The organism is Vreelandella venusta (assembly GCF_007989605.1).
Taxonomy (GTDB): Bacteria; Pseudomonadota; Gammaproteobacteria; order Pseudomonadales; family Halomonadaceae; genus Vreelandella; species Vreelandella venusta.
Genome location: NZ_BJUL01000014.1, coordinates 43,682 through 69,041 on the forward strand (window position 1 = coordinate 43,682; position 25,360 = coordinate 69,041).

The following is a 25,360-nucleotide window of genomic DNA, read 5'->3' on the forward strand; positions in this document are numbered from 1 at the left end:
ATGTCACGTACCAAGATAAGTCAATCTCTCTGCGACGGTAGCAAGAACTCCACAAGCTACTTACAAAGTACGTACTCAATGTCAAAACTTACCTTAGGCCAAAGCACTAAAAGTTTTCGCGCTACCATTGAGCCAGCGGTGTCAGAACCTTTCCATGAAGTAAATTTCCGAACTTTCACGTTTTCGAACACTGGTCGCTAATAATCAGTATAAAGCGATGCGAGCAACTCTTGCAATACTAGATGGGAATGATGCCCTCTATAGAAGAAGGAGCCTACTAGTAAGAAATCACTAGCAACGCTTTAAAATCAGGCTTTCCTATGTAGATCACTGATTTTGATAGACTTATAAATAAGCGCAACAAACATCACTGTTTCTACTCATCATAGACTAACGTTGTAACAACACGATGCCATGATATGTTTGCCGCTTGGTAGGCTTCACGACCTTGTTCCCCCATCCGCTTGGCCATCGCACGATGAGTATAGGCTTCATCTAACACATCAGCTAGCGCTTGGGGGCTTGGCTCACAATGCCACCCCGTTACTCCATGCTCGACAAATCCGATAGGACCACCACTATCTGTGCAGGTAATAACGGGCTTCGAGGCTAGCATGGCTTCCAGAGTGATATAGCCATAATCCTCATCAAAAGTAGGAAACGCCACAGCCAACGAGTGCGCATACAAAGTGCGTTTTTCCTGCTCAGAAATATGCCCTAGAAACCGCACTCGATTGCTCAGCTCTAACTTATCTATCTGAGTTTCCAGCTGGCGTCGCTGACTTCCCTCCCCCGCTAGCAATAATGTTACAGGCGTTTTCGTCAACGCTAAGGCATCTATTAACAGCGACTGGCGCTTTAACGGCTCTAGGCGACTTGGGTAAAATACGTACCCCCAATCATCACCACAGACAAACTGCTCTGCCTGATAAGGTGGGTGATAAAGCGGTACTGCGGACAAACCGTTGTAGTGGCTTAGACGCTCAGCCACACGAGGCGAATTGGCATACAAACGCTTAGCAGCACCAAGGTGGCGCTGATCAAATGCTTCCACTTGCGGCTTTAAGGCTGTCAAGGCAGCGCTTGCTTGCGAGGGGTTATAGAGCTCGTAGCAAACACGGTGCTGATGCATCAACCAGATAACATGTTCGGGATGCTGCACACCGTAGGTAGGAAACTGCAGGCTGATTACACGATCAACCGCCACATCGTTTGGCGCACTGAGATCTAACTGTTCGGCGAACATCATCTGACGTTCAATTTGGGCTTCCTCGTAGTGAAATGGCAGGCGTAGGCACTCTACTTGATGACCATAGAGCCTCAATGCCGCGACTAACCCTTCTACGTGATAGTTGGCGCCGCCCGCAATAAAAGGAGTATGGTTGGCCGTCACCAAAATTTTCATGACGCTTTCTCCTCGTTACTGCTTAACTCCTGCTCAGCGCGCTTCAGCATATCCATCATCGCAACCGCTTGTTCTGCCGTTAGCCATTTAGCAGACTCAGTGCTGGATGACTGGTCATGCGACTCAGCATTTATCTGTGCCACGATACGCTGCTGAATATTTGCCATTTCTGCTAACGTCATGGCAAGCGCTCGATGCTCCTCTTGGCGCTTTCCGTGATGGGCGAGAATGTCGTAGTACTCACCCGCTTCACGCCAGCGCTGTTCATAATGGCGCCACACTAATCCCGCTACCAATCGCCAAGCCCCGCGCCCTATACCTGGAAGAGAAACGAGACGCTGCCGCAAACCACTCAGTCTTAGTAAATGACTAGGCAACTTTAACCGTTGCTGCCTGGCATACTCTTGCGCCTCATCGGACTCAAGCAATTCAATCAGCGCGGAAATTCGTCCTTCACAGGCAGCCATCTGCCGATAATAGGTAGCACCTTGTGGGTCTGACGAGCGCCCAACCAGAAAGATATAAGCACGGTCTACAAACATTTCATCATCAAGATGCACGCTCATCAGCTCAGCCAGACGCGGCTGCTGTGGCTCATAAAGTCGATGACGTGGCAGTTTAAAAATAGGTACAAGGCGCTTTTGCCATAGCGTGAACCAACTCTCGATGGCCAGTGAATTCTGTGTATCCACTAGCATTGATTCATCCTTGAGCTGCTTGATCAGAGCATCTATGTCGCGCTCAGGGTCTGTCATACCAAGGGCCCCATATCAAAAGAGCAGTCTAATCGACAGAAACCCGAAAACTTGCTGTAGCGATAGCCTGCCACTTCAAAGGTGTCAAGACTGTCATGCCACCAGTAGCAATCATCCAGATGGTGGTCACTGGAATGTAGTGCTGCAGAAAGGGTGTATTTACCTGGCGCAATATCCGCCTTAATACGCACCACAACCTCGCGCTCTTCGCCTTCTACCACAGACAACACAATCTTGTGTTGATGGGTGTTCTGACCAAACACATCCTGCCCGTAACGGTCACGCAGCAATACACCTAAAGCGACATCATCGAGCGTAGCATTTGCTTTCAGACGTAAATGAATCTCTAAAACTTCGCCACTCGCAATCATCGGGCTTTGACTATCTTGCCCCTGAACATGGCAATGGCTAACCAACACTTCTTGGGTACCAAAAGCACCAGACTCCCCGTCACGTAAATCATCACCCTCAGCCTGTTCGGCCATAATGCGATTGTAGTGATTAACGGCGCCTTCGGAGTCTCCGTCATAAATTAGACGCCCTCCTTCAAGCACAATCGCCCGATCACACAACACTTTCACTGCATTAAGATCGTGGGAGACAAACAGAATCGCCCCGCCTTCCTGCTTAAACTGACGGATACGCTGAATGCATTTTTGCTGAAAATAGCCGTCCCCCACTGAAAGCGCTTCATCCACCAAAAAGCAGGCGGGGTCAGCGTGAATCGCAATAGCAAACCCAAGCCGCATGGCCATGCCCGAGGAGTAAGTACGCAACGGCTCATGGATATAGTCACCCAGCTCGCAAAATTCAATAATTGCGTCTCGATGGCGCTCAATATCCGCGTGGCTCATACCCAGCATTAAGGCATTAATCGTAATATTATCGATGCCACTAAGTTCGGGATTGAACCCCGTCCCTAGCTCTAATAGCCCCGTGACACGGCCATCGATATGCAAACTGCCGGCATCAGGCATCAACACACCGGTAAGCAGCTTCAGCAATGTGGACTTTCCGGCACCATTACGACCTAGAACACCCAGCACTTCACCCGCAGCAACTTCGAAGCTGACGCCATCCAGCGCGATATGCTGAGTGTGATAATTTTTGCCTGTCAGGGCTTCTTTCAAACGCTCACGTGGCGAGGTGAACAGCTTGAAGGATTTATGCAAATCTTTAACAACTATCACAGTCATCTCCTGAGGCGCTGAACGCTAACAATGTGCGCTGTACCTTTATTACAATGAATCGCGCAAATCCCGTTCGGTGCGTTTAAGCAACCAGAAGGCGGCATACATCAATCCAAGGGTTATCACCAGCATTGTCGCCAGTCCTGCAACGCTTGGCAGGCGCTGATACAGTATCAGCTCACGATAGGCGTCAATAAACTGAAACATCGGATTAAGGCTAATCAACCCCAGCGCCCAAGTTGGAATAATATCGTCAACATATACGATCGGCGTTAGCCAGAACCAAACGGGTAATAGCACTGCGACGCCTTCACGAATATCCTTCAGATAGACGGCCAGAATGGCCAATGACAACCCCAGAGCATAGGTAAAGCCCAGTTGTAGAGCTAGCACAAAGGGGATCGCTAACCAGTGCCAGTCAATAGAAAACCCTATCATCAACAAAAATATCGCAAAAAAGACCATGCTGATCAGATATACCACTAATTCAGCAAACAGTACCGAGAGTGGCAACGCTGCTAGCGAGGTGTTGACTTTGGTGATCATCCCCGCTCGTTCAATAAACAGGTTGGTGATGGCGCTTAAGCTTTTTGCAAAGGCCGTCCAGGCGAGAATACCGCTGATCAGATAGATGCTATAGGTAAACCGCTCGACTTCAGCGCCGAAGCCTTCAAGCCGCGCCCCCATAATGGCCGAAAAGATCAGCACAAACACCAGGATATTAATCAGCGGTGAAAGCAGCGTCCATATCCGACCTAGCACTGAGCCTTTATGACGGTCTACCAACTCCTGACGCGTCAGCAGGACAATCAACGGCAAGTGCTGCCGCCACCAGCTCAGGGTTTGACGCAGTCGCTGCGCCAGCGCTAAGCGTGGCTTGCTGTTACCAAGCAATGCCATGAACATGGCTCCTTTGGTGGATCATCAACTTCGAAGAGTAATTAGCATCATTTAGCGAAAATGGTCGCTTAGCACTGCCGCCAGCCATTGCTGGCTACTTTGCTGCCAGTCAAGGCACGGCATACCATCAGATCCTGCCACCTGATTAGCTTGCCAGTCCCGAACCCAGTCCTGAAGTGCTTGAGCCAATGCTTGCGGCGTATCCGCATTAAAGTATGTGGCGTACTTGCCTGCCACTTCACGAAAGACGGGGATATCTCGAGCGAGGATAGCGATGCCATGATGAGCCGCTTCGATCAGTGGCAGACCAAATCCTTCCCCATAGGACGCGGCCACCAGCACATCACTGCGCCGGTAAAGAGTCTCTAATAGCGTATCACTGGCACCCTGAGCCCAGAATAACTGCGTGTTTCGCCGCGGGTGCTGCTTAATACGGCGGATCAAATCACCGACCTGCCAACCTTGCTTACCAACGATCACTAGATTGATATCGGCACCATCAGACCAACACTGCTCCAGTGCATCCAGCACCTGGCGGTGGCCTTTACGTGGCTCAATCGTGCCAACCATCAGTAAGGTAGCCCCCTGGCATTGCGCTAACGGCTCAAGCCACTGGCGCTCGACTTTGCTTAACGCTGCATCAGCGCCACTTGTAGGAGACTTAAAATCAGCGCCAAGATGAAAATGTTGAACCCAGGGCCGATGTTCTTTACCAGTTTCCCGCTGATCCAACTCAGCTTCGACTACATCAGCAACATGTCGTGATACGCAGGTAATGCCATCCGCCAGCTCACTTATAGAAGCAAACCACTCATTCATGGTGGCCGGAATATGCTCAGGAAAACACTCTGGTAGAGATAACGGTAGTAAATCATGAACGGTAAAATAGAATCTGACGCCGGAGGCACGCATCCGACGCATTACATGCCCCGCCTGCTTTAATAATGGCGGTGCCCATTCAAGTGTTACGTAGCGATCTCCGGAACGAGCCTCAATGGGTACGTCAGGTCCTGGGGGCGTAAGTCCTAGTTGCTCGCTCGCGAAGCCTCGTGCGAGATAAAAATCGTCTCCCCCCCAACGAATCAGCTCAACCCTCCAGCCAGCGGGAGGGTGGCGTAGAAGATGGTCAGCAATGCGTCGCGTGACCCGCTCGATGCCTGTCTTTAAATCTTCCCAAGCGATCGTGCTGACATCAAACAGCAGCCTTGGCGTACACTCATCGGGGGTAACATCTACATCGCTCAGTACCCGAGTCAGCTGCTTAGCCGTTTCAGGTGTTTGTAGTGCCATGTTCAGTGGCGCATGTGCCGCCAACTGATCCAGGAAGCGCTCATAGCGGTAACGAGGCGCCACTAATGGCGCGTCTATAATCGCCTGGCGATATTGCTCAGCCACTTTCTCTGGCGCCAAAGTTGTCGCTACGTAGTCGCGCCCTGCCTGCCCCAGGAGCTCACGTTCATCGTCATGAGAACACAGCTGGCAAAGCGCCTCTCGTAGCGGCGTGATCAACTGTTCTTCAGCTCCATCAGCTAATTGCCAAATACACTGCTCAGGTAGTTCTGCGCTGCTACCATGAGCATTAGCAATTACCGCAACGCCATAGGCCATAGCATCAAAAATAGCTCCCGAGGTCTCACCTCGAGATTGCGTGCGTAGCTGCACGGCAATATCCGCTGCCTGTAACCAGCACTGATACTCTTCGCGAGAAGCATAGCCAGTAACTGTCACTTGGTGGCCATTGGGGTGTTGCTTAAGTCGACGCGCCAAGGCATGCCCATATTCACCACTATGTTGAGCACCGACCAGCACCAACCGTAAGGGGCGTCCTGTTGCACTAGCCACAGGAAGCGCTTGTGCATCAGCATCACCCAGAAAAGCATCTAACAGCACGTGTGTCAGCTTTTTGGGATTAACTCCCCCAAAGCTGGCAATGACTCGCTCGTCAACAGCTATTCCTAATGCCTTACGTGTTGCTTGCTTATCAAACGGCATCGGCAACTGACGTAGATGAGGAACCAAGTAAGTGGGTGCCAGCTGCCCTAACTGCCAGCGATCAGCCAGAGAACGTGCGAAAGCGGAATGATAGATCATCCCGCCAGCCTGATGAGTGACCAAACCATTCACCGGAAACTGTTCGGCACCTCGAGCATCTCGCGCAGCTTCGGCATGGGCAAGTAACGCCGGATAACCATGATCAGTGTAGAGCTGCTGGAGCAATGCGTTGGGCTTCAGCCCGCTTTCATTAAGCCACCAAACCGCATCAAACAGAAAGTAGTCGTGAAGTACGACAATACCCGGGTGGCGTTGCAGCAAACCAAACTGGTAAGCGTGATAAAGCGAATTACCTATTTGGTAGACGGTATAATCAAACTCGCTGGCACGCTGACTAAAGGTAGCTGGATCAATGCACTCAAACGCACGACTCAGCTCAGCATCAAGCTCAGGCTGATCAACTACCAACGTAAGCGTGAAATGAGGCGCTAAATACGGTAGGAGTTCCGCGCTATAATTGGCAATGCCAGTCGCCTGCGGCGGCAAGGGTGACACAAATGCCAATGTAGGCTTAGCCGCAGTAGTTGGCGAAGGAGCTGGCGAAGCAACCGTTAATGTTTCACCGTTGGCAATATTGACGATGGCTGCGGGATTCATTGCATTCGCCATATGCTGCACGACAATATCTACCAAAGCATCACTGACTGACGCTAGTACGTCCTCCTGCTCACGTAGTAAGGCATGGCAGCGCCTTGGCGCAATGCCAATATTAAATAGGTGCCGATGACAATCGATTAACGCAGCGTGATCAAAGCCAAGCAGCAGCACATGGGCATCAGCGGTGTTTGCAGAACCATCCGGCATGAAAGCATTCGAGAACGCAGCCAACCAATCCTCAAGCCGGGTGAACCGCGTTGCATGACGAGCATCGGCAATATAAAGCGTGACATTATTATTCATGAGTGGCTTGCTTCCTACGCCGCTCAAGGCCATCCATCAACCGCTGCTGACGCTCTCCATAACCTTCGATTCGGGTTGACGCAGCAAGATCGCTATACTGGCCCGCCTGCACCAATCGAATAACCCATCCTCTTAGCCTTGGAAACGGGCTCAGCAAACGCTGCCCTAGCCGCTTAAACGTCGGGAAGCTGATCAGCTTCTTTATGATAATGCGCAGTCGCTGTTTGATGGCAGCCTTGATCACGCGTCGCTCCTTGTGCATTCAAATCGTTCACTGGATACGTTTCAGTGATTTTTTGTCGACATTGCGCTTAACTTTTCATCCACCAGCATCATTAAACGCTGAGTAAAGCAGGCGTTACTAAACTGCTCAGCATGGCGACGACAAGCAGCCGGTGAAAAGTCGCACTTTTCGAACATTTCAATCGCTTGCCCCAGGCTGGCTGTGGTTTGCTCGGCAAAGTGGATACCCGTGGCATCCTCGTTGTGCTCTAATCCTTTGACAGTTTCCAGCGCGCCACCATCTCCAAACGCAATAACCGGTGTGCCACAGGCTTGAGCCTCTAAGGGTACAATGCCGAAGTCTTCATCAGCGGCAAACACAAAGGCTTTAGCGCGCTGCATAAGATGATGCAGCTTCTCACCTTGCAGATAACCCAGCAGCTCAATATTTTCGTGACCTTCTGCGAGTCGCGTTAAACGCTTGAGCTCTGGCCCGTCACCAACCACTTTCAACGGACGCTTCATCGGGTCCTGAGCAAATGCTTGTACGATCAAATCCATGCGCTTATACGGCACCAATCGCGATGCCGCTAGATAATAAGGCTCTCGCGGCCCGGTATAGAGAGCAAAGCTATCGGTATCCACCGGAGGGTAAAGCACGTCTGACTCACGGCGATAATACTTAGCAATACGCTGCGCGACATTCTGCGAGTTAGCAAAAAAAGCATCTACTTGCGTGGCCGTAAAATAATCCCACTGACGCAGACGCTTGAGCGTTTTACGCACATAGAAGTTCATTCCCGGCAAGCGGAAGTGCGCATCTTCCAGATAAGCTTCCTTCATATCCCAGGCATAGCGCATAGGCGTGTGGCAATAACATAAATGAATCTGCCCAGGATGAGTTATCACTCCCTTAGCTACCGCATGGCTAGAGGAAATCACCAAGTCAAAGCCACGCAGGTCAAGCTGCTCTACGGCGTAAGGCATCAGTGGTAAACAGTGCCGATAAATGCGTTTAATAAACGGCAGACGTTGCAAGCCGCTAGTATGGATACGGTGTTTTGTTAGCCAAGGAGCGCTATCGTGATCAAGCGTGTGTACCAGTGTCAATATTTCTGCTTGTGGGAAGACCTCCGCCAACCCTTTTAGCACTTTTTCGGCACCACCGTTAACCACCAGCCAGTCGTGCACAATCGCAACTCGCAGGTGCTGAAAACGTAGCATAGGGCCTACTTGCATGATGACTGGCCTTTTCTATTGAACGAAATAAAGCGCCATAGCTTAAAGTAAGCATGGCGTTAGCTCCAGAAGATAAGACAAACACAGCGGTAATTAATGTGCGTAAGAAACAGAACTGATTGATTGACCGCCTTTCAGTTTATTCGCGCCCATACTTATCGTTGTAACGCACAATATCGTCTTCTCCCAAGTAAGAACCGGTTTGCACTTCGATAAGTTTCAGAGGAATAACGCCAGGGTTTTCCAGACGGTGAACGGTGCCCAGTGGGATATAGGTGGACTCATCTTCGGAGAGTAGGAAGCTCCGAAGATCGGAAAGATCGCCATGCCCCTCACCCTGCGTAACCCTAGCAGTACCTTGCACCACAACCCAATGCTCTGCGCGATGGTGATGCATTTGCAAAGACAGTTTCCCCCCAGGAACCACGACTATCTCTTTCACCTGGAAGCTGTCAGTCAACACCATAGTGCGATAATGCCCCCATGGTCGATATACTTGTTGGTGCGATTGGGACTCTTTGCGACCTGCCGCTTTTAAAGCATTGACGATTAGCTTGGTATCTTGCGCTTGGCGGCGATCGGCAACCAATACGGCGTCATCTGTTTCTACAATAATCAGGTTATTAACGCCCACAGCAGCCACTAAGCGAGACTCACTGTACACCAAACTATTTTGCGTTTGGTGGAGCATGACATCACCATGAATGGCATTGCCATTTTCCTTATCTTCGCTTGAACGCAACGCGTGCAATGCGTCCCAAGCGCCAACATCACTCCAGCCGGGCGACATCGGCACTACCGCCGCCTGACGAGTATGCTCCATAACGGCATAGTCAATAGATTCACTACGGCACTGCTCAAAAGCTTCTTCGGAAATGCGCAAGAAATCCATATCTTCTGCCCGCTGCTGATACGCCGCCTGACAGTTAGCCAAAATATCGGGCGCATGAGTCTTAAGCGCTTCTAAATAGCAGCTGGCTTTGAATAAAAAGATACCACTATTCCATAAATAGTCACCGCTAGCTAAGTAGGCTTCAGCAACTGCTGCATCAGGTTTTTCGACAAATGCGGCAACTGAGAACCCCTCGCCAAGCTCCTCGCCACGCTTAATATAACCATAGCCGGTGTGAGGCGCCGTGGGGGTGATGCCAAATGTGACTAACTTATCTTGCTGACTAAGTACTTGGCCTTTTTTTACAGCCTCGGCAAACGCCTGAGTATCCTTGATAACGTGATCGGCAGGCATCACCAACAGCTCAGCTTCTGGAGTGGTTTCAACTGCAGCCAGCGCCGCCAGGGCTAGTGCTGGAGCGGTATTGCGACCAATCGGCTCAAGAATAATCTTACTTTTCTTAAACCCAAGTTGCTGCATTTGCTCGGCGACTAAAAATCGATGCTCTTCGTTACATACAATAATAGGCTCGCCGGCACCTGAGACATCATTGAGCCTTAAGGCAGCTTCCTGCAGCAAACTAACGTCCTGTTTATGCAGGTTTAGAAACTGTTTGGGATAGTGCTCGCGTGATACGGGCCACAAACGCGAACCTGAGCCTCCAGACAAAATCACAGGTAATATCATCTTTCCTCCTTGAGATAAGCCAGTGGTTAGCGCTAACCATCCCGCCTCAATATCATTAACTATTTGTGCAGCCTATCGTTAAACAAGGCTGCAAAATTATGAACCATTAATGGTGTACAAATGCTCAGACTGACTTAATTAGGGCTGACCATTAATAAAACCACGTGTCAGCGTCATAATCAGTATTTTAAGATCAAATCCCAATGACCAGCGTTCTATATAATACAAATCATATTCCACACGCTTTTCCATCAGCTTAACGTCTTCTGTGATACCACGCAGACCGCTCACCTGAGCCCAGCCGGTCATACCTGGCTTTACACGGTGCCGTTGCATATAGATATCAATATGGTCTTTATAATGGTCGTTATGATCCATCGCATGGGGACGTGGCCCAACAAGCGACATCCGCCCCTGCAGCACATTGTAGAGCTGAGGCAGTTCATCTAAGCTGGTACGTCGTAAAAAATGCCCGATAGGCGTTATACGATCATCCCCATAGGTAGCTTGCTGAGTTTTACTATCTTCATGCTGGCGCATGGTTCTGAATTTATAAATTTTGAAACGCTTACCGTCTAAGCCGTGTCGCTCCTGCTTAAACAGTACAGGCCCCCCCATTTTCCAACGTATCGCCAGGGCAATGGCTAACATGACGGGACTAAATACTAAAAATAGAATAAGCCCCAACACACGATCTTCAAGCGCTTTCACGAAACGCATGGGGCCATTGAGAGGCGTGTAATTTAGCTCTAGCGAGTAAAGCCCTGCCACTTGGGTAATACGATGGTTAAGCAGGCGAATATCAGGCAAATCAGGGAAAAAGCGAATGCTGGTAGGAATACCTGCCAGTAGGCGCATTAGATGACGAACACGATTTCCCTGAACAAGCGGATAGCCCAGCCATATTTCATCAAACTCACGCTGAAAAACGTTGGCCTTTGCAAAATCTGCCATTTCATGAAAGAAGGTCGCATCATCTTCGTCGATATAGTGACCAACGACGACATAGCCAGCTTGGGGAGTATCCGCAACTCTCTTTTCAAGCAGCACAACATTGGCCTGTTTACCAATTAACAGGACACGCTTTAAGTTGTGCCCTTTGGCACGCAGACGTTTTAAATAGCTGTATAAAAAAGTACGCATAAGACTGCCCGTTAACAACACGGCCAGCGATGCTCCCCCCATCCACAAACGCGAAAAACTTTGGGTACCCTGTATGGCCACTAGTAATAAGCTAAGCAAGCCAATCGTCGCGAGCCACGTGACTGCATAAATGCCTAGCATGGTATATAGGCTGCGGCCCCGCCATGGCTGATAAAGCCCTATCAGTTCACCGACGGCAGGCAAGAGGAGACTACCGATCAATATCAGAAACAGGTAGTCATTAGTTTTAGGGTTAATGTGCGGCATTAACCACAGCGCAATAAGCGCTACACTGGTGGCAATTGCCGCATCGAAACAACGCATAGCACGCCGTAACCATTCACTACCCTGGTTTGTTTTAATAACGGCCATAGTTACTGACTACCGCGCTACCTGCGATGAAGTGGACAACGAGGCCAATAGCGACATAGTGCGATTAAGGTCGTCGCTCTCTAAGCTACCCACTGCGATATGCAGTGAGATCATATCCAAAGCGTAGTTACCAACAGTATCAACGTACTTGATACGCTGATCGTATAAGCTGGCCCGAGCATCCAGCACATCAACTAGATCCCGCAGTCCGAGTTGTTCGCCACGTTCAGCCGCGTCAAGGAATAGCTGACTGGATTCAATGGATTGGTTAAGTGCTTGCAAACGGCGCTCTCCGCCATTTAAGGCTCTTATGCGCTTGCGCACTTCTTGGATAGCAAGATTTCGCTCATTGTCGACTGCAGCCAAGCTAGCCTCAATACGTTTTTCTGCTTGCCGAACACTGGCGTTGGTATAGCCGCCGCGATAAATCGGCACGCTCAATTCGACGCCCGCACGATAATCTTCGCTCTCCCTCAGCTCATCGTCGCTTACTCGGTCAGAATAGCTAAGGTTTAGATTTATCTCAGGGTAGTAACCCGAACGCCTAACGCTTGTATTAGCTTGCGCAACTTGTTGCTCTTGCTGGGCTAATAAGACTTTTAGGTTTTGACCAGTGCGTGAAATCCATTCATCGGGATTACCAATGTCGCCATTGAGAGTAACAGTGGTCAGCTCACCAGGCGCTGAGCTTTGAAAGCTGGGCGTAACACCCGTAAGGCGTTCCAACTCGCTAAGCGCATTGTCTAACTCATTTTCAGCTTCAACTGCGTCAGAGACTGCCTGATCGTACCTAGATTGCGCCTCCAATAAGTCAACCCGATTGCCAACACCCAGATCAAACGCACGACTTGCTTGGCGTACCTGTAGCTCAAGGGAATCTTGTTGAGACTCTAATAAACCTAATCGCTGCGACGCTAAATAAGCTTTTATATAGGCCTCGCTAACTTGCAATGCTAGCTCTTGCTCAACCACAGCCAATTGAAGCTCGGCAGAACTTACCTGGGCGCTGGCAACATCCATCTTTCGCCAGCGTTCCAAGCTGAAAAGCGGCTGCCGCAGCTGGACTTGATAATAAGTCTCATCAATTTCACCGGGACGCTGGGCAGGCTGGTCGAGGCCAAACTCATCTGGAGACGTTTGGATATTTGTAGAGTCTTGCCATAAATACCCCCCCGAAGCGCTTACTTGTGGTAGCAGCTGAGAACGCGCCATCGGCACTTCTTCGCGAGTGGCATCTAACTCATAACGCTGACGTGAAAGGTCTGCGTCATGGCGTAGAGCCCTGGAAAAAAGGTCGGGCAATGAGGGCAACGCTTGGGAAGTCGCTTCACTATTGGCCAGCGCCTCCAACTCAGCAAGAGCCTGCTGATCAGCAGGCGTATCGCTCTGCGCGAATGCAGACTGGTTTAACAGCGCGATAGTAAGTGCAAGCGCACTAAGAGCAAAACGTGGCGTCCGTATCATTAATCCTCCCGGATAGCGCGAGCTAACATATCGGCAATTGGCTTCGCAATGTAGCTGGCAAATGTACGCTCGCCCGTCCGAATCATAACTTCTGCAGGCATACCGGATAACAGCTGCATTTGCTCGGTCATATCCTGCCGCCCATCTTCCGTTACTCTAATACGGGCTTTGTAATAGCGCTGACCAGTCGCTTCATCTTCAAAACTATCGGCACTAAGATGAATAATTTCGCCATCAATGACGTTTGTTAAGCGCTGATTGAAGGCAGAAAAACGAATTTCAGCAAGTTGGCCTATATAAAGGTTATCGATGTCGCGACTCGGTATACGCGCTTCCACCACAAAACCATCGTTAGAGGGCACAACTTCCATAATGGTGTCACCAGGGCGAACGACTGCGCCAATAGTGTGTATCTTGCGCCCAACCACGGTGCCGGAAGCAGGCGAGTGAATAACGGTGCGGTTTACTTGGTCTGTTAACGAAGTAATGCGCTCCTCTGCCTCGGCTATTTGCGTCTGCGCATCTCGCAGTAGCTCACCCACCTCGGCTTGAAACTCTTGCAGGGTAGTCTCTTTTTTCAGGCGACTTTCGCTGATCCTTGAGCGCAACTGAGCAATATTAGCTTGAAACTCCGCGTTCTCACCTTCGTACTGCAGCACTTGTCGCTCTAGTTCACGCAGGCGCTGGTTATCGCCCAGCCCTTCGCGGTAGAGCGAACGGAAGTCTTCTGCTTCGGAGCGCAACGAACGTATCCGCTGATTATTAACGCGAACACGTGATTCAAGCCCATCAATCTGCTCTTGCATTTGAATAATTTGCTGGTCCATCGCATCCATCGTGCCTTGCAGCGATTGACGGCGGGCAGCGAAGAGGCTTTGCTGAACAGCGGTGATCTGCTGGATTCTCGCATTATCAACCGACATCAGCTCTTCGGGCATCTCAAGCATTTCTGCGCCCTGCTGCTCAGCTAACAAACGTACTTCCATTGCACGGTTGATATAATATTGCGATTGGGCAATTTCTAGCTGTGAACGCACCTGGGTATCGCTCAAGATCACCAACGGCTGCCCAGCTTCTACCTTAGCGCCATCTTCGACAAGCAGCTCACGTACGATACCACCTTCAAGATGCTGTACCGAACGCTTAAAAGACTCCATGGAAACGTTGCCAGGCGCAACAACGGCGACGGCCAGTGAAGCCGTCACAGACCAAAGAACGAACCCCCCTAGTGCAATGCCCAAAATGGCATAACCTAGTTTTCGATAACCTTTATCACTCGTTGGCAAGGCCTCTTGTGCCTCGCCATCTAGGGTAACCGGACCTTGGGGCGTTACATCAATTTCCCTATTGGCTGGAACCTTATCTCTCTGCTGGCTCATGTCGTCTCCTCGCTGCCATTAGCATTTCCACGACCGCCTGCAATAGCAGAAAGGCGAGTGGCGTTTTGCTGGCTAACCTGGGGGCGCGATTTCTTGGCAAATTGCGCCAACACTTGATCACGAGGACCGAACATACTGACTTGACCTTCTTTCATTACCAACAGCTTATCCATGCCTTTTAAAACACTGGTACGGTGGCTAATAACAAACAGCGTCGTACCTTCTGTTTTCAATTGAGCAATGGCTTGGCCCAGCGCTTTTTCGCCAGCATCGTCTAAGTTAGCGTTGGGCTCATCTAGAACGACCAGGACTGGGTTGCCATACAGTGCGCGAGCAAGCCCGAGGCGTTGGCGCTGCCCCCCGGAAAGCGCGCCGCTGTTAGAGGCAATCACGGTGTCGTAGCCATTGGATAGCTCTAACACCATTTCATGAACACCTGCTTTTTGGGCCGCAGCAACCACCTTTTCAGGGTCAATGTCCCCAAAACGGGCAATATTTTCACTGATGGTGCCATCAAAGAGTTCGATATCTTGTGGCAAATAGCCGATATAGGGGCCCAGTTCGTCACGGTTGTATTGGTTAACCGCCCCACCATCTAGTCTTACGTCTCCAACCTGCGTTGGCCATATTCCCAGCAGTACGCGGGCAAGGGTTGATTTACCTGCCGCACTTGGGCCAATAATGCCAACATGCTCGCCTTTAGCGACGCTAAAGTTAATTCCCCGGATGGTAGCCATACGTGCACCGGGAGGAGCAGCCGCTACATTCTCCACATCAACAATGCCTTTCGGCGCTGGCAAAGACATATGACGCTGCTCGTCAGGTATCTGCGTCAGAAGCTCGTTTAATCGGCTATAAGAGCCACGTGCGGCTACAAAGCCTTTCCAGCCACCGATCATTTGATCAATAGGTGCCAGCGCACGCCCCATTAGAATAGACCCGGCAATCATCATACCGGGAGTCATCTCCCCTTGGAGCACTAACAGCGCACCTAAACCAAGAATTAATGACTGAAAGAGCAAACGCATTACTTTAGACGTATTGGTCAAAGCGCCCGCACGGTCACTCGCTTGTGACTGTTTAGCAAGGAATTCATGATGGCGTTTTGACCAGCGTCCCATAATGCCGGGCAGCATGCCCATAGCATGCAGCACTTCAGCATTTCTCAGGTTAGAGTTGGCTAGATTCTGTGCTTGAATTTGCTCGCTATTGGCTTCAGCAAGTAAAGCCTTAGTAGATTTTTCATTAGCCACCGCAAGCGCAAATAAAATAATGCCCGCACAGGTAGCAAACACACCTAACCAAGGGTGAAAAATAAACAGAATGCCTAAATAAACGGGCACCCAAGGGGCGTCAAAAAAGGCAAACAGTCCATTTCCAGTTAGAAACTGTCGTAAACCGGTCAAGTCATTTAGCGGCTGAGCACTTTGCGCCCCTGGAGCAACTAAACTACGGCGAAACATGGCACCATAGAGGCGCTGATTAATCGTAGTATCTAATCGATTCCCTATCCTAACCAACATTCTTGACCGAACTAGTTCAAGCCCACCCATCACCATAAAAAGGAAGATGACGACAAGCGTCAGCATGATGAGCGTATCGAGACTTTGCGTGGTAAGCACGCGGTCATACACTTGGAGCATGTACATGGGGGGAACTAGCATGAGCAAATTGACGAACATGCTAAAAAAGCCCACCGATACAAACGAACCCTTACAGGCGCTTAATGCACGCTGCAGATCCGTTGCTTCCTGTTGCTTTGCCATGGATGGGTCACCGTTGAATCAAAGAAGTCACGCGAGGATTATCGCGGCAGCATAACAGAAACGCCCCTGCCTAGGGTAGGGGCGTTGAAGGCACTGAGTGTTGAGTGAGATAAACAACGTGCTTACCCAACAGAGCTAGGTTGCTTCATTAGCCAAACAGCATCATGCTCTCTGCTGACTCAGTGAAACCAACCATAACAGCACCGCGCTCAGCTCCATTATCTAGCTTATCAAGCCAATACGCTTGACCTGCCGCATCAGAAGCCCTTTCGAGTACATTTTCATACATCAGTTCAATATAGGCATCGTTTTCTACACTGCCATATTGCCTTGCAAACTCCTCTGAACCCACAAAGCTATCAGCAATATCACTCAGGCTGACCGACTCACTCACTTCAAGCCAGTAGCCTAACCCTTTGCCATCCGCCATGCGATCAAAAGCGGCATCGTAAAGGCGTAGCAGCGGATCGACAGGAGCATCGAAGACAGCATCGCTGCGCTCACCAAGATTTTGGATTCGCAGATCTTCGCTAGCAGGGGTTTCTTGCTCGCTAAACGGTGTTTCGCTGAACATGCTGGCCATGTATTCAGCGAAGGCATCCTGCTCTGTGCCTTTTTCGGCAAAGTCGAAGAGGCCGTCATCTTCGAAGGCGCTCATAAGATCTATCCGATCTTGGTAGCTATCTTCCCCTAGCGGATAACCGTCGCCGCCGTCGGCCAAAAAGCCTAGCGTAACGACTTTAACAGTCTCTTCAGCACTGCCTACCAGGCGGCCATTGGCAGCCAGCACATCGTTGGTACTGCCATCGTCATTAACAATCACCGCATTTTGGATGCGCTCGCCTGCGGATTGGCTAAGATCATAGCTGTACTGAATACCGCCCACCTGGGCAAACTGACCTGCAGTGACACCCGGTGCCGATGCAGCAACCGCATGCTCCAGAACTTCCAGCAGTTTGCTGCGTGTGATAGTGATTATGGCTAGGTCATTGTTGAACCGGAGTGATGACGCTGCATCCAGCTGGGATACGCCGCCCTCAGGCTTACCTATGGTGGGGTTGGCACTTGGCGCTTGATAGGTTGGCTCGCTGTCGCTTCCATCTACGACAACATTACCAATCGGCTCACGGATACCACCGCCGTTTTTGAACGATACCACGACGTCTTCGTCAAGCTGCTTGGCATACCAGAGGTTGGCATCCGCGGTTAGATTACCCAAATTGGTTTCTTCGGTGCGCACCGCTGCCCGTTCACCGACCAGGTATACATCGGTCAAACCAAGGATATTGCCATCTTGCTCAGCAACAAACTCACCCACCGAGCCGACTAAATCATTAGCAATATTACCTTTAGTGCCTTCGGCGAAGGCACTTACCAGGTCTCCCCACAGCGCTTCTACCTGCTCATCGGTAGAGGCGTAAATACCAGAAGAGTTTTCATCGATGGAGTCAGCAATCACACGACCATGTTCGTCAAACTCTACCACCAGTTCGGCAACATAGCGCCAGCCCCCGTCGGTATTAACGACGACTACATCGTTACCTGCAGCATCTTGAGTAACGATGGGGTAAGTGTCATAGGGCTCGCCTGCCCCTGGGAATAAGCCGCGATCCTGGTCTTCTTGATCTGCCAGAAGACTATTGGAACCACCCGCTATCACGATATCGACGCCGTCCAGCAGTGTCGCCAACTCTTCTTCAAACTGAATTTGCTGGAGGTGCGAGCTGAGGATTATTTTATTGACGCCCTGCGCTTCAAGGTCATCAATGATGGGCTGAATAAGCTTGGCCAGAGCTTGCATGTCATTGCTGCCACCGGTCAGCACATTGACATCGCCAGGTGACGAGATGCTCTCCAGAATTTGGGTAGTCACGCCAATAATGCCGATCTTCTCTCCGCCACGCTCAGCAATGACCGCCGGAGCTAGCTTAGGCTTATTAGCGCCCGCTAACAGCTCTTCCAAGGTGGTTTGAAAGGCGTCTTGGCTTAATATTTCTTCGGTCGCTAAACCACTTAGAGCGGAATCTCCCGAGAAGTCTAGGTTGGCAGACAGATAAGGAAACTGAGCGCCTAGCCACTCAGCGTCTGCCGTAGAACCGCCGTTCACGACCGATGCAATCATTGCTTCGATCAGCCCGGTACCCAAATCAAATTCATGATTGCCCAGTGTCACGGCCGCCGCGTCAGCCAGATCCATCAATAGAGTCTCAACGCGCCCAGAAGCTGCCGTGATGCCGCTCATGGAGCCAGCGTCCAGCCCATAAATCTCTTCAACCGCTGTTTGGAAGGCTGCCTGCAGGCTTGAATCAGCGGCAGCGTTCAAGTATGGCCCAGGCAACACCAAATCTCCCGAGCTGACAAACAGCGAGTTAGCGTATTGGTCTTCTAAGTGATCCACGATAGAGATGAAATTGGGTGCATTAAGCAGGTCTCCCCCACCCCCCTCCATATCGGCTGCGTGCAGGAGTTGAAGTTGGAAGTTACTCATGGCGATTCCCTTTTTTAATCGATGGAGAAAATAGGCAAACATGAGATTACGCAGCTAGCCATTGCAAACACATGACGCTTTAAAGAAAAAGTATTTTCACGCTGCTATAAAACTGTCCTCATATAAGCATCATAAAAATAAAATATTTAAGTCATTTAATTGCTATGACTTAGTAATAAATTCAGCCCTTCAATTCATCCAGTAAGGGCTGGTTAAATGACCAATTTTGAGCTTGTTTCTACGTTATATCACGATATTTTGTTGCGTGAGCCGGATGAGGCTGGTGCTAACTATTGGACTGCCGCCCTGGATAGCGGGACTGACGATATTGCAACCACTCTTGACTCAATGGTGACTAGCAATGAATTTCAGTTGCAAATCCAGCCTATTATTACGCTCTATAGCGTTCACCTATTACGTACGCCTGACCTTTCAGGCCTCAAGTATTGGGTCAATGAGTACCGCAACGGCTTAGCATTAGAGGATATTTCCAATAGCTTTCAAGCGTCTAATGAGTTCGAAACCACCATTTCTAACTTGAACGATACCGCTTGGCTAAATCAACTCTACAACAGTGTTCTTAACCGCGAACCAGATCCAGAAGGCTTAGCATACTGGTCAGAGCTGCTGGCAGAAGGGCTGTCTCGAGAGGAGCTTGTCGCAGCATTTATGAACAGCAGCGAAAGCATTGAACAGCAACCAGCACGTGCATTAGCTTCTTTGCTCGGCGATGGCTCCGGCGTCGATGATGTTGAGTCGCTACTGAGTCGTTATATTGAGCAGCTCAAGAGCGAGCCAGAAGACCCCGAAGTACCAACAGAGCCTGAAGAGCCAACAGAGCCTGAAGAGCCAACAGAACCTGAAGAGCCAACAGAACCTGAAGAACCAGCAGAACCTGAAGAGCCAACAGAACCTGAAGAGCCCGGTCAGCCTGAGCCAAGCAACCCAAACTTCAATCTGGGAGAGCGCTACCACACGGGCACTTCTGATGCTTCAGCAGCGATTGCCGTGGGTGAGAATTTAATGCTGGTGGCGGATGACGAAGATCAAGTGTTACGTCTCTATGAGCGCGACACCGATGGCGCTCCCCTGGCGGAAATTAACCTGAATACTGCCCTGGGCTTGAATGACACCCAGGAAGTGGACTTGGAAGCGGTGGCGACTTATCAGGGCATTCACTACTGGCTGGGCTCCCACGAGAGCAGCCAGCGCTCAATGATCTTTGCCACTCAAGTGACAGGTGATAATGCTGAGAATTTGAGTATTGAGGTGACGGGCCAGTTTACCGACTTAGCCAGCCAGCTTAGCGACTGGGATGCCCAAAATGGCCATGGGCTCGGTGAAAATGCGCTGAGCCTCTCGTTAGGGGTTAATATTGAAGGCGCTGTGTTTATCGGTGATTCCCTTCACCTTGGCCTCCGCTCGCCGTTGGATGATGGCTTCGCACAATTAGTGCCTGTTGAAAATGTGAGTGGCCTCGTCTCTGGCGAGGCTAACGAAGTTTCCTTTGGCGAGCCCCTGCGTTTAGATCTGGATGGCCGCGCGGTGCGCTCTATTGAACCTGCTGGCGATGAAGGCTACCTGATACTAGCGGGCCCGGTTAATGATGATGACGACGTCGGCTTTGGTCTTTACCTATGGGATGGCGACTACACCGTTCGCGAAATAGACGGCCCGGATCTCAATACCCTACCGGATGCACTGACGGCGAAGCCGGAATCACTTTTTGATGTTTCCGTCACAGCGTCAGGCGTTACTGCGAGCATGCTGTTTGATAGCGGTACGGTGGATTGGCTAGAAGATGGTCAAGAGTCTAAGGATCTGCCCGCCGAACAGCAGCGTTTTGTGAGCACAGACATTGAATTCAGTCTGCCTGATTTTGCACCTCAACCTGGTGACATTGCGATTACTGCGCTCAGTGGTAGCGAAAAATCCTTCCAGTTCGTCGCATTGAAGGGTATTCGCGGAGGCGCAGAAATTACCTTCACTGATTCAGGTTGGGCAGGCGATGGCTTCCGCGCCAACGAAGGCGCCGTTAAGTGGACGGCGCCTGAAGGCGGCGTACCGGCAGGCACGGTTGTTACTTATACCGCAGACTCTTCGCAGTTCACGCCTGCTAATAGCAGCAACGTAGGTAATAACGGGTTCAACCTTTCGGTCGGCGGTGACCAAGTAATTGCTTTCGTCGGCGAGGCGAACGACCCAACGTTTATCTACGCAGCCCAAACAAACAGCGATGCGTGGCAAGACACTGCAGACTCCTCTAATAACTCTTCCCTGCCGCCTGGCCTTGAAGAGGGTATCACCGCGGTTGCCATTGGCAGCGCACGCAATGCCGCCTTTACCGGCAATGGCTTCGGCACGGCGGAGGAGCTATTAAGCGCCATTGGTAACCCAGAGAACTGGTCATTTGAGTACGCTGAACTACCCACCAATGCCACCACTGACTTTCATGTAGGCACGATGAAAGCTCCTTATGTACCGGGCGAGCTCGATATTGGTTTAGCCATCACTGAGATATGGTCGGGCCAAAGCGGCTCTGACGTCACCGCCGATTGGTTTGAAGTAACCAACCGCTCGTCTGAAGCGCTTGATTTCGGCGATATGCCGCTTTACTACGATGATGACAGCGCCGATCCCGTAGATGCGATTGAAATTAAGGGGCTAAGCTCGCTAGCTCCTGGTGAATCAGCGATTGTCATGGTCGATGGCGATGCCCAGTCAGTCGCGGAATTCCGTTCAGCGTGGAGCAACCTGGATAATATCGATGCCTTAAAAATTGGTTATGCCGAGAATGCTTCTGGCCTGGGTGGTGGTGGCGATGCGGTAACGCTGTGGCAAGGTGACCCACGTGTTAATGGCAACCAAGTGGCAATGGAAGCCTACCCAGATACTGACGGGTTTGACGCCGCTTCTTGGGATGTGGATTTAGGTAAATTCACCACCACTGATACCGAGGGAGCAATTAGCTCTGACGCACTAGGCGGTGATGCTAGTGATGTAGCCGCCGTAGCGTCTCCGGGCCTTGCTAATGAACCCCAGGTAGATATCACGTTGATTTCTGCCGTACAGGGTAACTCGAACACCAGCACTTTAGCAGGTGAGAACGTTACCCTTGAAGCCATCGTCACCATGGTAGCGCCTGGCTTGGATGGCTTCTTCCTGCAAGAGGAAGATAACGATAACGACAATAATGCCGAGACGTCAGAAGGTATTTTTGTGTACGCGGGTAGCGGTAGTAGCGATTGGCTGGAACAACTCACTGCCGGCGATCAAATTCGCATTAGCGGTGAGGTCTCAGAGTATTTCGATAAAACGCAGTTAACCGCCGAGCGCGGCAGCCTTGAGGTACTGGCAAACGATATTCCTCTGCCTGAAAGCCAGCGAATCGTTATGCCGTTTACCGACAAACAAGGTCTGGAAGCCTTTGAAGGTATGCGAGTCGCCATAGAAGCACTGGACGGTGAGCCATTGGTGGTCACCGAACTTTACGAGCTTGGCCGTTACGGCGAAGTCACGCTTTCGTCCGGTGGCCGTTTAGAGCAGTTCACAGAAGTCAACGAGCCTGATGTAGAAGGCTATAGCGCTTGGCTTGAAGACGCCGAAGCACGCACCATCAAAATCGATGATGCGAACGCCTCACAAAACCCCGACCCGATTATCTACGGGCGCAATGGTGGAGAGCTTTCTGGCACTAACCCGCTGCGCGGTGGCGATAAGCTTCAGACACTTGAAGGCGTACTTGATTACAACTTTAGTGAGTGGAAAGTCCAAAACGTCGAGGGAGTAGATTTTACTGGCCCAGCGCGCCCGGAAACACCTGATACGGATGCCCTGGGTGAGGCCGATATTACGGCGGCCTCTTTCAATGTATTGAACTACTTCACGACGCTGAATGAAAACGGCAATAAAACAGAGACCTTAAATGGCACTCTGCATAATCCTCGCGGGGCCAATAATGCCGAAGAGTTTGCCCGTCAGGAAGCCAAAATCGTTGAGGCGATTAATACCAGCGGTGCTGATGTGGTGGGGCTGATGGAAATCGAGAATAACGGCTATGGTGACGATAGCGCCATAGCAGCGTTGGTTGATGCACTGAATGCAGATGTGCAGGATAAAAACATTCAGGATGTCACTTGGGCTTACAGCATCCCCGAAGACGGCAGTGGCAACACCACTAGCCCTGGGGATGACGCTATTGCCGTTGGGGTAATCTACAACAGTCAGGCAGTGACGCCAGCAGGCGCGGCAGTCACTAAAACTGATGGGGCCTTCGCCACTGCCAACCGCGCACCGGTGATGCAAACCTTCGAAAACAGTGAAGGTGAAACCTTTTCGGTGGTGGTTAATCACTTCAAATCCAAAGGTAGTGTCGTCAATGGCGAAGACGCTATCGGCGACGGCCAGGCCAACAACAACCCCACACGGGTCGAGGCCGCAGAGGAATTGCTTGAATGGCTATCCACCCAGCCCACCGGTAGCGATGACAGCGACGTACTGATTCTTGGTGACTTGAATGCTTATGCCATGGAAGACCCCATCACAACCCTGAAAAATGCTGGCTATGATCTGCTTGACGATGATTACAGCTACGTCTTTGATGGTTTCTGGGGGTCATTGGACCATGCATTAGCCAGTGAAACGCTCGCAACACAGGTCACGGGCACCACGACCTGGCACATCAACGCGGATGAGGCATCGGCATTGGATTACAACACCGACTTCACCAATGATCGTCAAGATGACAACCTATACGCCGATGATGCATTCCGTAGCTCAGACCATGACCCTATCTTAGTAGGCCTGAACTTAGGCATCGCTGAAGTTTAATTAAACCTGCTTCCTTTTGAGATGGCCTCCGCTTGCGGGGGCCATTTTTTGTCTTAGCAGCCGCCTCCCTTGCCCAGTTTAGTGATCAAAGCCCTCCGTGGCGCTTCTCGCCTAGGGTGTTAAACTCACAGCAGACACTTTCTCCAGGAGATATATGTTGAGCTCTGTACGTTCCACGACCAAGATTATTCAGGACAGCGGCATCGCTTTTGGTACTAGCGGTGCGCGAGGATTAGTTGAACAGTTTACCGATGAAGTATGCGCAGCCTTTACCGTGGCGTTTATTAGCGCCATGCGCACATCCTTTCCAGTGGAACGTATTGCGTTAGGCATGGATCGCCGCCCCAGCAGCCCCGCGATGGCAGCCGCCTGCACCAGTGCTGCCCGTGCGATGGAGGTGGAGGTTGATGACTATGGCGTATTGCCAACGCCCGCCCTAGCGCTAAAGGCGATGGCAGATGGCATCCCCTGCATTATGATCACAGGCAGTCACATTCCGTTTGACCGGAACGGCATCAAGTTTTACCGCCCCGATGGCGAGATCACCAAAGCTGATGAAACCGCTATTCTTAATGCCGAGGCAGCAATGCCTACCCTACCTACACCAGCACGTGGCAAGGTCTCTGAAACAGCGAACAAAGCATACTCCCAACGCTTCACTGAATGGTTTCCAGGTGAACCATTGAAAGGTTGGCGGGTAGGTTTATACCAGCACTCTGCTGCAGGTCGTGATTTAAGCGCGCATATTTTGAGCGAGTTAGGTGCGGATGTGGTGGTATTGGGCCGCAGCGAGGACTTCGTTCCCGTGGATACCGAAGCCGTTAGCGACGAAGACCAAGCCCAGGGTCGCGCCTGGGCAAACCAGCACCAGCTACATGCTCTGTTGTCTACGGATGGCGATGGTGATCGTCCATTGCTAGGGGATGAAACAGGCACATGGCAGCGTGGCGATATCGTAGGTTTACTCTGCGCCCGAGCATTGGGAATCGACGCGTTGGCTGTCCCGGTAAGCTGCAACACAGCCATAGAAGCCTGCGGCGCCTTCCAGCTAGTTGAGCGTACGCGTATCGGCTCGCCGTATGTATTGGATAGTATGGCTGAGCTCAGTAAGCGGTTTGTGCGAGTGGCGGGATTTGAGGCCAACGGCGGCTTTCTATTGGGAAGCAACCTGGAAAGCGATGGCCGTCAGTTAGCCGCACTCCCCACCCGTGATGCGCTACTACCCGCTCTCACGTTAATGGTGATGGCTGCCCAACGCGGAGTTAATCTTTCGCAATTAATCACTGACCTACCTGCTCGTTATACAGCAAGCGATAGACTCAAAGAGTTCGCCACCGAGAAAAGCCATGGGTTACTCGCCGAGTGGCAAGTCTCGCCTGAGCTGATGCAGCAAACGTTAGGTCTTCAGTCTCGCATTTCAGCGGTGAATAGTATCGATGGCCTAAGAGCCACGCTTGAAAATGGCGATATTGTACACCTTCGCCCTTCTGGCAATGCGCCGGAGCTGCGTTGCTATAGCGAATCAACGTCGCCAGCAGACGCAGCAACCCTGGTAAAACAGAGTCTGGCTGCGCTCGCCAAACTAAACTAGTAGGAGCATACCCTCAACAAGGAACGGGCGACCCTAATGGGGTCACCCGTTCTTTGGGCTATCCTTAGCCAAGGAGTATGTTAAA

Annotated in this window: 15 protein-coding genes; 2 read left to right on the forward strand and 13 right to left on the reverse strand. The window is 51.0% G+C overall.

Annotated elements, in window-relative coordinates:
- Positions 1–376: 376 nt before the first annotated feature.
- The 13 genes from HVE01_RS14895 to HVE01_RS14955 all read right to left on the reverse strand — a co-directional run bounded on the left by HVE01_RS14895 (position 377) and on the right by HVE01_RS14955 (position 18,854).
- Positions 377–1,405 carry a glycosyltransferase family 4 protein gene (locus HVE01_RS14895; protein WP_146944920.1) on the reverse strand — a complete coding sequence of 343 codons (1,029 nt, stop codon included), beginning with the start codon at positions 1,403–1,405 and terminating at the stop codon, positions 377–379.
- Positions 1,402–2,160, reverse strand: a complete 759-nt coding sequence (locus HVE01_RS14900) for a DUF4214 domain-containing protein (protein ID WP_146944921.1) — start codon at positions 2,158–2,160, stop codon at positions 1,402–1,404. The genes HVE01_RS14895 and HVE01_RS14900 overlap by 4 nt, the downstream gene beginning before the upstream one ends.
- Positions 2,157–3,350 (reverse strand): ABC transporter ATP-binding protein, encoded by a 1,194-nt coding sequence (locus HVE01_RS14905; RefSeq protein WP_146944922.1) that lies wholly within the window; start codon positions 3,348–3,350, stop codon positions 2,157–2,159. Before HVE01_RS14905 ends, HVE01_RS14900 begins: the two co-directional genes overlap by 4 nt.
- Positions 3,351–3,398: 48 nt before the next feature.
- A complete protein-coding gene (locus tag HVE01_RS14910; protein WP_244973738.1) occupies positions 3,399–4,250 on the reverse strand; it encodes an ABC transporter permease in 852 nt (283 codons plus the stop codon).
- Positions 4,251–4,301: 51 nt separating this feature from the next.
- On the reverse strand, positions 4,302–7,202 hold the full coding sequence (locus tag HVE01_RS14915) for a glycosyltransferase (protein ID WP_186808854.1): 2,901 nt from the start codon (positions 7,200–7,202) through the stop codon (positions 4,302–4,304).
- Positions 7,195–7,446 carry a hypothetical protein gene (locus HVE01_RS14920; protein WP_125750052.1) on the reverse strand — a complete coding sequence of 84 codons (252 nt, stop codon included), beginning with the start codon at positions 7,444–7,446 and terminating at the stop codon, positions 7,195–7,197. The genes HVE01_RS14915 and HVE01_RS14920 overlap by 8 nt, the downstream gene beginning before the upstream one ends.
- 41 nt (positions 7,447–7,487) lie before the next feature.
- Entirely contained in the window at positions 7,488–8,663 is a 1,176-nt protein-coding gene (locus HVE01_RS14925; RefSeq protein ID WP_240645081.1) for a glycosyltransferase, read from the reverse strand.
- Positions 8,664–8,802: 139 nt separating this feature from the next.
- Entirely contained in the window at positions 8,803–10,242 is a 1,440-nt protein-coding gene (locus tag HVE01_RS14930) for a mannose-1-phosphate guanylyltransferase/mannose-6-phosphate isomerase (RefSeq protein WP_146944925.1), read from the reverse strand.
- A 138-nt stretch (positions 10,243–10,380) separates the two neighbouring features.
- A complete protein-coding gene (locus HVE01_RS14935; RefSeq protein WP_125750055.1) occupies positions 10,381–11,709 on the reverse strand; it encodes an undecaprenyl-phosphate glucose phosphotransferase in 1,329 nt (442 codons plus the stop codon).
- A gap of 57 nt (positions 11,710–11,766) precedes the next feature.
- Positions 11,767–13,221: a TolC family outer membrane protein gene (locus tag HVE01_RS14940; protein ID WP_146944926.1), complete on the reverse strand. Its 1,455-nt coding sequence runs from the start codon at positions 13,219–13,221 to the stop codon at positions 11,767–11,769.
- Complete coding sequence (locus HVE01_RS14945; RefSeq protein WP_125750061.1) at positions 13,221–14,600, reverse strand: HlyD family type I secretion periplasmic adaptor subunit; 1,380 nt, start codon at positions 14,598–14,600, stop codon at positions 13,221–13,223. Before HVE01_RS14945 ends, HVE01_RS14940 begins: the two co-directional genes overlap by 1 nt.
- Positions 14,597–16,366: a type I secretion system permease/ATPase gene (locus tag HVE01_RS14950; protein WP_125750064.1), complete on the reverse strand. Its 1,770-nt coding sequence runs from the start codon at positions 16,364–16,366 to the stop codon at positions 14,597–14,599. The genes HVE01_RS14945 and HVE01_RS14950 overlap by 4 nt, the downstream gene beginning before the upstream one ends.
- A gap of 148 nt (positions 16,367–16,514) precedes the next feature.
- On the reverse strand, positions 16,515–18,854 hold the full coding sequence (locus HVE01_RS14955) for a DUF4214 domain-containing protein (protein WP_125750067.1): 2,340 nt from the start codon (positions 18,852–18,854) through the stop codon (positions 16,515–16,517).
- 216 nt (positions 18,855–19,070) lie between these two features.
- On the opposite strand from HVE01_RS14955, the gene HVE01_RS14960 reads away from it, so the two are divergent.
- Positions 19,071–23,684: an ExeM/NucH family extracellular endonuclease gene (locus HVE01_RS14960; RefSeq protein ID WP_146944927.1), complete on the forward strand. Its 4,614-nt coding sequence runs from the start codon at positions 19,071–19,073 to the stop codon at positions 23,682–23,684.
- 154 nt (positions 23,685–23,838) lie between these two features.
- Positions 23,839–25,275 (forward strand): phosphomannomutase, encoded by a 1,437-nt coding sequence (locus HVE01_RS14965; protein ID WP_186808855.1) that lies wholly within the window; start codon positions 23,839–23,841, stop codon positions 25,273–25,275.
- Positions 25,276–25,360: the final 85 nt, after the last annotated feature.